Annotated in this window: 10 protein-coding genes; 5 read left to right on the plus strand and 5 right to left on the minus strand. The window is 43.7% G+C overall.

Translation table 11 applies throughout. The annotated features are described in order from the left end of the window. The first annotated feature begins 33 nt into the window (after window positions 1-33). Window positions 34-1,560 (plus strand): SurA N-terminal domain-containing protein, encoded by a 1,527-nt coding sequence (locus K8S19_12600; protein MCD4814516.1) that lies wholly within the window; start codon window positions 34-36, stop codon window positions 1,558-1,560. A gap of 236 nt (window positions 1,561-1,796) precedes the next feature. Here K8S19_12600 and K8S19_12605 read toward each other — a convergent pair whose 3' ends face one another. The 5 genes from K8S19_12605 to K8S19_12625 form a co-directional block, all read right to left on the minus strand. Then, window positions 1,797-2,492, minus strand: a complete 696-nt coding sequence (locus tag K8S19_12605) for a hypothetical protein (protein MCD4814517.1) — start codon at window positions 2,490-2,492, stop codon at window positions 1,797-1,799. Further along, entirely contained in the window at window positions 2,477-3,070 is a 594-nt protein-coding gene (locus tag K8S19_12610; protein ID MCD4814518.1) for a Maf family protein, read from the minus strand. The genes K8S19_12605 and K8S19_12610 overlap by 16 nt, the downstream gene beginning before the upstream one ends. Before the next feature lie 317 nt (window positions 3,071-3,387). Beyond that, window positions 3,388-3,921 (minus strand): C40 family peptidase, encoded by a 534-nt coding sequence (locus tag K8S19_12615; GenBank protein MCD4814519.1) that lies wholly within the window; start codon window positions 3,919-3,921, stop codon window positions 3,388-3,390. Continuing rightward, on the minus strand, window positions 3,905-4,462 hold the full coding sequence (locus K8S19_12620; protein ID MCD4814520.1) for a macro domain-containing protein: 558 nt from the start codon (window positions 4,460-4,462) through the stop codon (window positions 3,905-3,907). The genes K8S19_12615 and K8S19_12620 overlap by 17 nt, the downstream gene beginning before the upstream one ends. A 15-nt stretch (window positions 4,463-4,477) precedes the next feature. Further along, window positions 4,478-4,681, minus strand: a complete 204-nt coding sequence (locus K8S19_12625; protein MCD4814521.1) for a hypothetical protein — start codon at window positions 4,679-4,681, stop codon at window positions 4,478-4,480. Between the two features lie 68 nt (window positions 4,682-4,749). Here K8S19_12625 and K8S19_12630 point away from each other — a divergent pair, with 68 nt between their 5' ends. The 4 genes from K8S19_12630 to K8S19_12645 all read left to right on the plus strand — a co-directional run bounded on the left by K8S19_12630 (window position 4,750) and on the right by K8S19_12645 (window position 10,308). After that, a complete protein-coding gene (locus K8S19_12630) occupies window positions 4,750-5,466 on the plus strand; it encodes an outer membrane lipoprotein-sorting protein (GenBank protein ID MCD4814522.1) in 717 nt (238 codons plus the stop codon). Window positions 5,467-5,706: 240 nt separating this feature from the next. Then, the gene (locus tag K8S19_12635; protein MCD4814523.1) at window positions 5,707-6,924 is read left to right on the plus strand and encodes an ATP-binding protein; all 1,218 of its coding nucleotides are present in this window, start codon (window positions 5,707-5,709) and stop codon (window positions 6,922-6,924) included. Window positions 6,925-7,115: 191 nt separating this feature from the next. Beyond that, window positions 7,116-8,153 (plus strand): radical SAM protein, encoded by a 1,038-nt coding sequence (locus tag K8S19_12640; GenBank protein ID MCD4814524.1) that lies wholly within the window; start codon window positions 7,116-7,118, stop codon window positions 8,151-8,153. Between the two features lie 52 nt (window positions 8,154-8,205). Further along, window positions 8,206-10,308, plus strand: coding sequence for a hypothetical protein (locus K8S19_12645; protein MCD4814525.1), 2,103 nt, complete (start codon window positions 8,206-8,208; stop codon window positions 10,306-10,308). Window positions 10,309-10,383 lie beyond the last annotated feature (75 nt).

Genomic DNA, 10,383 nt, shown 5'->3' on the forward strand with positions numbered 1-10,383 from the left:
TATTTTTGAAACGAAAGGAACCTTGTTGCCGTTATGATGAGCGCCATGCGAAAATACACCAAAATAATCCTCTGGTTTGTTGTCACCGCTTTTGTCGGGACCATTTTCTTTGTCTGGGGGATGGATGCCGGACGTCAAAAATCAGCGGTTGAGCAAATTTCTGCGGCGGTGATTAATGATCAGCCTATTTCCTATTCGGAATTTGCCCAACATTGGGAACAACGTTACCGTCAGATCATGACCAATGCCAAGGAAGAACCCGCACCTAAAGAAATCCAGCGGATGCGCACTGAGCTCATGGATACCTTAATCGACACCACCTTGCTCAAACAGCAATTCGACAAATTAAAAATGACTGTGACACCCGATGAAGTGGCGACCCGGATCTATTCAATGCGGGCCTTTCACGAAAACGGGGTTTTCTCCCAGGAAAAATATATTTCCATGCTCGGCTACAGCCGCATTTCACCCGATGACTTTGAATCGGAGCAAGCCAACATGATCAAACTCATGAAAATGAGCCAGATTTTGCGTGATAGCACGGTTGTGACCGAGGACGCTGTCAGACACTATTCCCGCGCCCGCGCCCGCAGCATCAAATTTGAATGGGTCCGCTTTCACTGGAAAGACTATCTGAAAAAAGTCATGGTCTCGAAAAATAATATTTCAAGGTATTTCAATAAAAACCGGAATGACTATGACACGCCGGAAGAAATTGAAGCCTCCCACATTTTACTGCGCTTAGACGGCAATGCCACTGAAGAAGAAAAACTTACGCTCAAGCTTAAAATGGATACCCTGCGTAATGACATTATCAAAGGTGCTGACTTTGCCAAAATGGCGACGGAACATTCCGATGACCCGGGCAGCAAAACCAAAGGCGGACAATTGGGCTATTTCCGCCGTGGTGTCATGGTCGGCAACTTCGAGGATGTTGCCTTCGCACTCAAACCCGGAGAGTTGTCTGAGATCGTCGAAACCCCCTTTGGCTACCACCTGATAAAAGTCACCGGACATCGTGCCGCTAAAAAAGCTGAATTGGCTGATGTAAAAAAAGATATTAAGAAAATTTTAAAAGATGAGAAAGCCCGCCAACAAGCCCAACAGGCTGCCACGAATTTCCTCCTCGCTTTGGATACACACGACCAACTGCGCCCCGCCATCCAGGCAGCGGGACTTAAAACTTCCCTCTCTCCTTGGGTGAAAGAAGATGACACCATCAAAGGCATCGATGGTGCCGAACAATTGATTGATACCGCCCTGGACCTCCCCTTGAATAAACCCAGTTCCTCACTAACAGTGGGTCAGGCAATTTACTTTGTGGAAGTGGTCCAAGAAAAACCACAAACTTTTAATGAAACCCTTTTCAAGTTGGAACACGATTCTCTGGTGGAACGTCTCAAGCGTATCCGCGGCGACCAGCTAACCTCCGACTGGCTCAAGCAAGCCCGTGCCGAGTCAACCATTGTCAATAATATCGCAACCGAAGCGAAGGACGCCTCCGAAACAACCGAAGATGGCAGCACGGCCGAATCCACCGTTGAAGCGGAAAAAAAATAAGAGCTCCCACCACGGAGAACACGGAGCTCACGGAGAAAAGCAAAATTTTAGTAGGGTAAAAGCAAAAGCGAATTAGAAAACATTAAACTATTAATCGGAAATCTTTTAATTCCTTTATGGCTTTGACTTCACCCTATTCAGTTTTTGATTTTCTCCGTGAACTCCGTGTCCTCCGTGGTAAATTGTTTTTTCTTTTTGGGCGGGGGCACTCCGCCATTTGTTTCCCGTGGTGAAATTTATTTTTCTATTTTCTTATCCCCATGAATAATCTGCATGGGAGCACCGATGAAATTTTTCCCGATCTGAAAAAATATCGTCACCGGATGCTTGAAAGAACTTTCAAAAAAAACAATTCCCGTATACTGAGCGTCCGGTGCAATTTCCGTCGGCCAGAAATAATTTTTCGAAAGAACTCCAATTTTTTCGATAATTTTTTCCGCCGCCTGAAAATCTGCGCGGGTGGAATGGCGCTTCCCGAGCAAATAATTTTCCAAATTGGTACGCCAGGTAATCGGCTTGCCTATTTGCATATATTTTTTTAATCTCCCATAAACTTCCACAATTTTTTCCTGAGGAAAATCCGCCCGGATTTCTCCCAAAATATCGCTGATCTCGGGTGCGTGTTGGGGCATCAGCGTACGCAATTCCTGCAAGTACCCGGAAACCACCTCATCCGCACTTATGGGACGGATCTGTGTGCTTTCCGAGTCTTTCATAAGAACAAAATCCCGCGAGACTTTAAAGCTCTCCAGTTCGGCAATATTTTCTACACGCAGTAGTACGGTGATCGGATCTTCCGTATCCTCCATTTGGGCATAAACCTGAATTAAACCAATTTGCCCTGTCATCTCCCAGACGGCAGCGTGTCCCGGCACCCAAACCGCCAGGGTTAAAAGGCTGCCAAAAAAAAGAATTCTTACTTTGCGGAACATAAATGAATCCCAACCTGATCCAAAAAATGAGTCACCCCCGCCAAGGGGAGACCTACAATATTATAATAGCAACCATCCACCCGGCGCACAAATGCACCGGCAATACTCTGGATTCCATAGGCACCCGCTTTGTCTTCCCAGTCCCGGGTTGCTAAATACGCCTTCATTTCATGCTCTGGAATTTTCCGCATCCCCACGCGCGTCGTTTCCAGCCAAATTTTCTGCTTGCCGATTACGGAATGCAAAAAAACCACGCCGGTCATAACCGTATGCTCTTTCCCGGAAAGCATACGCAGCATCCGGCCCGCCTGGGTCCGCGATTCCGGTTTCCCGAATATTTTTCCCCCTTGGACAACAAGCGTATCTGCCGCCAAAATCCATGCCGGATGTGAAACACGCCGAGCCACCTCACGGGCCTTGGCCATCGCTGCCAGACGGACAAACACACCGGGATCACCCTGAGGTTTGCCTTCGTGGTAATGAGAAACCATAACCCGAAACGGAATCCCCGCCTGCTTGAGCAACTGCCTGCGTCGCGGTGATCCTGATGCCAAAATTAAAGTTGGTTTATCTTTCATAATAAATTCCTTTTTCACCGCAGAGGCGCTGAGTACGCAGAGAAAATCAACATTAAATTAAAATCAAAATCTTTGTAGGGTAAAAACAAAAACGAATTAGAAAACATTAAACTATTATTCAAAAAGCTTTTAATCCCTTTATGCTTTTGACTTCACCCTATTCAGTCTTTGATTTTCTCCGTGAGCTCCGTGGTGAATTGTTTTTCTTTTTGGGTGGGTTTAGAACCCACCCCTACGTTTTTTTCTCTGCGTTCTCAGCGCCTCTGCGGTGAATGCCTTTTTATTTTCTTTTGGGCGGGGGCGCCCCGCCCCTACATTTATAACACCCGCCGGACGCCGCGGAAACGCTGACGCCAATATTTTTTATTTGCATCCGAAATTTTCACCTTGCCGCCGGTTTTGGGTGCGTGGATAAATTTTCCTTTTCCCAGATAGATGCCGACATGAGAAATTCCGCGGCCATTGATATCAAAAAAAAGCAGATCTGCCGGACGCTCCAAACCAAGCCGCACCGGGCGGGCGATTTTAAACTGGTGACGGCTGATGCGCGGAAGTTTACGTCCGGCCGCCTTTTGATAAACATAGACTACCAAGCCGGAACAATCGAATCCCTGTGACGGTGAGTTGCCGCCATAGCGATAGGGTGTCCCCTCCAATGATCTGGCCAGACTGACAACCCGGCCGGCTTTTGCCGTATCCGGTGGTCTTAACGGCTGCGATGCGCATCCCGCCAGAAAGAACAAAAAAAATCCCGCAAAAATTATCTGCCAACTGATTAAATCATAGCGCAGCTTGATGAACCATGGCGCAAACGTGTGATTTTTCAAACCCGACTTAGTCTCCTGTTTCATCCCGGGGAGGGTCTGCATTTTTAGCGGTCTGGAGAATCCGGTCCAAAATTGTGCGCTCCGCTTCATTATTGATCAACAAAACAATTTTCTTCAGACTGGTTTCCTGCATGCAATGTTCCACAACAGATAAAAAAACCGTTTCAATCGCACGTGCCAAAGTAAAGGCGTTCACACTTAAACCAGTTACCGGCACAGCCAGTGTTTCACACTGGTTCTCTTTGGCAAGATTTAAGGCGGAAGAAATAGCACGATGGACCAATTTTTCATTGGTCATCATGTCCTGCCCCCAGGCAGCCGCATGAATTAAAAAACGGCTTTTGAGCCGCCCCGCAGGTGCCAGCACTGCCTGACCCGGCTCAATCGGACCCAATTCCATCGCTTTTTCCTCAAGAAACTCCCCGCCCCGTCGCTTCAAATCATCCGAAACTCCGGTAGAAAACCAGAGATAATTATTAGTAGGATGAATTAAGGCATCGACAACCTGAAATGCCAGACTGCCGACCGTGGTTTCTAAATGCGTATTGTGAATGCGCAAGTCCATGCAATTCCCCCGTATCTATGAACAAACCCCGGGGTAAACCCCAAGGTATTTGATACCATGCCCCAAGTCCGCTTTATTAGACCTGCCACAACCGGCAGAATTTAGTAGACGGAAGGGTAATAAAAAAATTTTAGCATATCCCCCCGGGGGATCAACTAAAATCCATAAAATCATCTTTGCCTGCTGTTCAATATTTTCATCCGCGCCTTCTTTTGCCAAACAGACTTTTTGTCCCCAATCGGGTCCCATTGCTGTAAGATAGTATCCATCTTCTTGAGGAGCTGTTTATGCCAAAAATTACTTTTCCCATGGTGGTCATGCTGCTTATTCTGGCAATGGCACACCCACTGCCGGCAGCACAGGAAGAATCCTGGAATTTTATCCGAAACCAAATCCAATTACGCAACGCTTCACAGATCACTGTCCTTGCCCGCATGGTCTATCTCGCGGATTCAAAAACCCTCATCCGCAATGCTGAAAAAAAAATCCAGCGTGTCATCACCGGCAAAAGAACGGTGAACCTGAACTGGCCGAATGCTCCGACTTATCACTTCCTGGAAATGACCATCAACGGCCGGAAACTGTCCCAAAAGGAAATCCGCGTCGAGACAAGTCAAGGAACAAAGCCGCAAACCATGCGTTCACCTTTCCACCCCTTGACAATTGATCAATATGATTTCAAATTGAAAGGACCCACCCTCTACCAGGACCTTGACGTCTGGGAAATAACCTACAAACCCAAAAAACCTGCCAGAGAATTTTCCCGCGGCAAGGTGTTTATTGACAAGACAACCTATGACGTGGTTTATATGGCATTTGAACCATCACAACTTCCCGGCATGGTAAAAAAAATGCGGGCCAAAATCACTTATCAATACCTTCAGGGGATGTGGGTACCGGAAACGCTTATTGTCAGAGGTCATGTTAAAAATACATTTATCTTCTTCACCCTGTCCGAGCAGTACATGGATATCAAAGAAACCTTCTACGACTATCTTTTTTAATTCCCGCCGGTATTCTTCGCCGGTTCCACGATTATGCTTTTATCCTATTTGGCCTTTACTTTTCTTTGCGACCTTCGCGTGAGATGCCTTTTGCCTTGGGGTGCCTCCCCCGACTATATTAATGCGTACAATTATACATTCAAATTACATTATTGGTTGACAATACCCCGCTATTTTTATATAGTGCAATTATGCATTTTAATTTCACTATTACACCACGCACAGGAGACAAACACCTACATGGATTATTTAAAAAGAACACTTGAGCCGGTATTAAAAAAAGCTGCTGCTGAATTTCCGGCCATTCTACTCACCGGACCCCGCCAATCAGGTAAAACCACACTTTTAAAACACCTCTTCAAAAAAACGCATCGCTATGTGTCCATGGAAGCGCCGGATATACAAGCCATCGCAACAGATGACCCCAGAGGATTTCTTGATTTATATTCCCCCCCGGTTATTTTGGATGAGATCCAATACGTCCCCGGGTTACTTCCTTATATAAAAGAGATCATTGATGCCAATCGGAATAAAAAAGGCCAATTTATTCTAAGCGGATCACAAAACCTACTTTTATCTCAAAACATCAGTGAAACCCTGGCCGGTCGATCTGCAATTTTGCATTTACTCCCGATGTCACTACGAGAACAGTCCAATCAATCACAACGTAAAGCGCCCTGGGACAGCAACGCTAAAATTCCATTAAAATCTGAACTTGATATTGCAGCGCTTTGGAAAAACCACGTCCGTGGTTATTATCCGGAGCTTGTGGTTGAAGCAAAGCGCAATTCCCATCTTTGGCATGCCAGTTATATTCAAACCTATGTCGAACGTGATATCAGAATGCTGCGTCAAATAGGTGATCTAACGCAATTTCAATCTTTTTTGCGGGCACTGGCTGCCAGAAGCGGCCAACTCTTGAATTTTGCCGAATTGGGCCGTGATCTGGGGCTTTCACTAAATACTGTCAAAGCCTGGTTGGCAATTTTAGAAGCAACTTTTCAAATCCATATACTGCGACCGTACCACAATAATATTTCCAAGCGCCTGGTTAAAACGCCCAAAGTTTACTTTACCGATACCGGAACACTTTGCTACCTGACCGGTTTAACCTCCTTTGAGCATGCTAAAAACGGTCCTTTATCCGGCCCCATTGCCGAGACGATTGTACTTTCAGAATTAATTAAATTTTTCTATCATCAGGGTGTTCAGCCGCCGATTTATTTTTGGCGAACCTCAAAAGGTGAAGAAGTTGATTTTGTAATCGATATCAACAATAGACTTATTCCCATTGAAGTCAAAGCAAGCTCAACTGGTTATTCTAAAATGGCGGATGGTATACTGAAATTCAAGGAATTATTTCCCAACAAAGCACAATCAGGTTACATTTCTTATTATGGCAGCTTAAAAATGCCCTTTGGTGAAATCGCCGAGGCGATACCGGTTACACAATTATAATTTTCATCTAACTCTCTTCGGGCGGGTTTGCGACCGGCAAAAGTCCCTTTCATTCAATATTTTTTCCGGTCACGGACCCGCCCTTACGATCAGCCTCATTACCCAAAGTAATAATAGTAATAATTCCTATCCTGTACTATAGTGAGTGCTATATTAAATTATTGATATAGTGATTTCCGGGGGGTGTTACTATGAGTCGCAGTAAATTGTCCAATACCTTGCTGAACCAGCTACAACCCAAAACCAAATCACAAACAGTCACTGAACCAAAAGTGGATTTACGTCCCAGCGCGCTTTCCGTGGATGTTGTCAACATCTGTAACCTGCATTGCAAACATTGCTTCTGGGATTCTTATGACGATGTAATTCCAAATAAAATAAATTTAAATATTTTAGAATCAGTTAAAAAAGCACTTATCAAATTCCCGAGTATTACCAATATAACCTGGTATGGCGGCGAACCACTTGTAAATGAGGCATCCAGAAAAATTGTCCAAAACGGTATCGGACTTAATAAAAAAAACAACTTGGTTGTAACCAACGGAATATTACCCCTCCCGGAATGGCGTAACAACACTCACTTTGCAGTGTCGATCGACGGAACACAAAAAGAGCATGATTTCATTCGCGGCAAGGGTAATTACGAAAAATCCAAAATCAATATATTAAAAGCACTTTCAAAAAACATTCCGGTTGCAGTCATTTATTGCATTAATGCTCTTAATATCCACTGTCTGCCTGATTTTTTAGCCGAATGGTCAGACTATCCCCTCGAAGGAATTGTGTTCACGATGTACGCCCCCTTAAAAAACAATACAAATAATTTGCAGTTAACCGACCGCCAACGCGACATGACATCTGACCTGCTATTACGCCTAAAGCAAAAATATAGCAGACCAATATGCAATTCCCATTTAATGCTCGAGCTGCTCAAAAATAAATATGGCCAACAAATGGCCGCTAATTGTCCGATGGATTTCAATAATGTTCATAGTAGAGTTTATTCAGTTCATATGTGCAATGATGGATCGCTAAGAAGCCCCTGTGCGCTGGGTGAAAATGCAGACTGTCAAAATTGTAGGTCAGTTACGAAAATCGCATTATATGCCGGTGTCGTCATGCATGACCGCACTTCCATCAATTCATTATTGAGGATGTATCATTCCAAGCACCACACAAAACATGCCGCAGTTTCAAATTATAAAGTTAAGACACGAAATTTCAATTGATCTAATAATATTACCGCTACTATTAGTAATCTATCCACAAGGTAAATAAATTATGAATCATTATGCTACAGCACAATTATTAAACAGTATTATTGTCCCAATACTTGGGTTTTATGTTTTTTTTAAAAACCATAGAAGCACAACCAATCTAACATTTTTTCTTCATAGTTTGGCACTTAGTGTTTGGAGTTTTTCCTTTTTCAAAATGGCATTATCTCAAAATTCGGCAGAAGGCCTTTTTTGGTCAAGAGCTCTTCACGTAGGCGCCGCATTAATTCCTGCATTTTTTATGCACTTCGTTTTATCTATACTCAAAATTAATGTCGAAAACAAAAAAATTATTAAACTGGCGTATTTAATTGGCTTTATAGTGCTTATTTTTGTTCCAACAAACTACTTAGTTTCGCACACTATCGAAATTGTCGGGTTTAAATACTTTGTCGGACCAGCCGGTTTGCATTATCATCTTTTTCCGATTTATTTTATATTATGTGTTATTTATTCATTCATAAAATTATTTACAGGATACAAACATGCTACAGGCCTGCACAAAACTCAGCTAAAATATTTATTTTTAGCATTTTTTATCGGTTATAGTGGCGGCCCCGGTGGATTTCTCCCCTTATATAATATACACATTCCAGAATATTCATTTTACTCCGTTGTTTTATATTGTTTGATTATAGGATACGTAATTATCCGCTACCGCCTGTTTGACATTGAGATTATCCTTAAAAAACTCTATTACTTTCTGGCAATATTAATCATATCCTCACTTTTAATTTCTTCTCTCTATTTCGGATATTCCTTACTCACTGCTTCACCTATTGATTTGCATCTACTGATAATCATGATCCTCGGAACTTTCCTTATTACCTCTCTAATAAACAGATACCGCCATCAGCTTGATGCGATTGCAGACAAAGCCATCAACACCAAAAGACGCAAGCTGTATAATTCGCTACAGAAAACAACCGACCGTTTAAACGCGTTCACCAGCAGCACGGAGCTTTCCAAATATCTCTGCACGGAATTATTCAAGCAATTACAGGTTCGCTATACTGCAATCTATCATTACGACAAAACCTCATCCCAGTTAAAAAAAGAATACCAGTCCGGCAAGGCAGACCTCCCTGCCACTATGGAAACCAGCCATGATTTGATTCAATATTTTTATGCCGATACCACTATACTGGAAACAGAATCTTTAAGACATACTCTTCAAAACAGCAGCGATCAAAACAATGGACTGCTTGCATTGATTGACCGGAATTTCAAGGCTTCGCTTTTCATCCCTCTCACCACCCACAAAAAATTAACCGGCATACTCCTGTTCGGTTACCACACAAACAGAATCGGATTCACAAACCGCGAAATAAATATTTTACGCAATCTCGGAATACAGGTATCACTGGTTCTTGAAAACATCACGCTTTACGATCAGATCATCAAAGAAAACCGGCTCGAACTCATCGGCACCATGGCCACGTCTTTGGCGCATGAAATCCGAAATCCGCTCACCTCCATCCGAACCTTCGTTGAAATGCTGCCAACAAAAACAAACGACAAAAAATTTATGGACCAGTTCAATAAATTAGTTCCGGGTGAAATTGAGCGATTACTCGAACTCACGAACAGCACTTTAAATTTTTCCAGCAATAATGATCCGGTTATTCAGGAAACTCATTTCCAGGTCTTATTTGATAAAACCCTGGTGCTTTTGAAAAACCATCTCCGCGAAAAAAAAATCCAAGCGCACTTAAGCATCCAAGGCCCCAATACCATCTTGGTTGATCCCAACCAATTTTTACAGGTGCTTTTAAATATCCTTTTAAACGCAATCCAGGCCTCCGTTGAAAATGACAGAATTGATGTCGAACTGCGCAACGAAGACGCTGCCACGGCCATAATCACGATTACTGATCACGGGTGCGGTATCTCCCCGCAAAACACGGAAAAAATATTCGAACCCTTTTATTCTTCCAAAATATACGGGACCGGCCTCGGACTTACCAATTGCCTCCGAATTATCGAATCACACCAGGGACGTCTGACCGTCGAAAGCGAACCGGAAAAGGGCTCAAAATTCACGATCACCCTGCCCCAAACGCACGAACTTGCTTCTTCATCTCCGGACACCCATCCGCGGTCCTGACCTTAGGGCGGGGGCACCCCGCCCCTATCTATGGGTAATGTCAACCCCCAATATATTTAAGTCATGCAGTGGAGG

The sequence above is a fragment of the bacterium genome, from assembly GCA_021108215.1.
In the GTDB taxonomy this organism is placed as follows: domain Bacteria; phylum Oederibacteriota; class JAAXVQ01; order JAAXVQ01; family JAUVAV01; genus JAIORK01.

What these genes read in the sequence shown, in the direction of transcription:
- K8S19_12600 (MCD4814516.1), top strand. Translation starts at nt 34, where the DNA reads ATGATGAGCGCCATGCGAAAATACACCAAAATAATCCTCTGGTTTGTT.
- K8S19_12605 (MCD4814517.1), bottom strand. Translation starts at nt 2,492, where the DNA reads ATGTTCCGCAAAGTAAGAATTCTTTTTTTTGGCAGCCTTTTAACCCTG.
- K8S19_12610 (MCD4814518.1), bottom strand. Translation starts at nt 3,070, where the DNA reads ATGAAAGATAAACCAACTTTAATTTTGGCATCAGGATCACCGCGACGC.
- K8S19_12615 (MCD4814519.1), bottom strand. Translation starts at nt 3,921, where the DNA reads ATGAAACAGGAGACTAAGTCGGGTTTGAAAAATCACACGTTTGCGCCA.
- K8S19_12620 (MCD4814520.1), bottom strand. Translation starts at nt 4,462, where the DNA reads ATGGACTTGCGCATTCACAATACGCATTTAGAAACCACGGTCGGCAGT.
- K8S19_12630 (MCD4814522.1), top strand. Translation starts at nt 4,750, where the DNA reads ATGCCAAAAATTACTTTTCCCATGGTGGTCATGCTGCTTATTCTGGCA.
- K8S19_12635 (MCD4814523.1), top strand. Translation starts at nt 5,707, where the DNA reads ATGGATTATTTAAAAAGAACACTTGAGCCGGTATTAAAAAAAGCTGCT.
- K8S19_12640 (MCD4814524.1), top strand. Translation starts at nt 7,116, where the DNA reads ATGAGTCGCAGTAAATTGTCCAATACCTTGCTGAACCAGCTACAACCC.
- K8S19_12645 (MCD4814525.1), top strand. Translation starts at nt 8,206, where the DNA reads ATGAATCATTATGCTACAGCACAATTATTAAACAGTATTATTGTCCCA.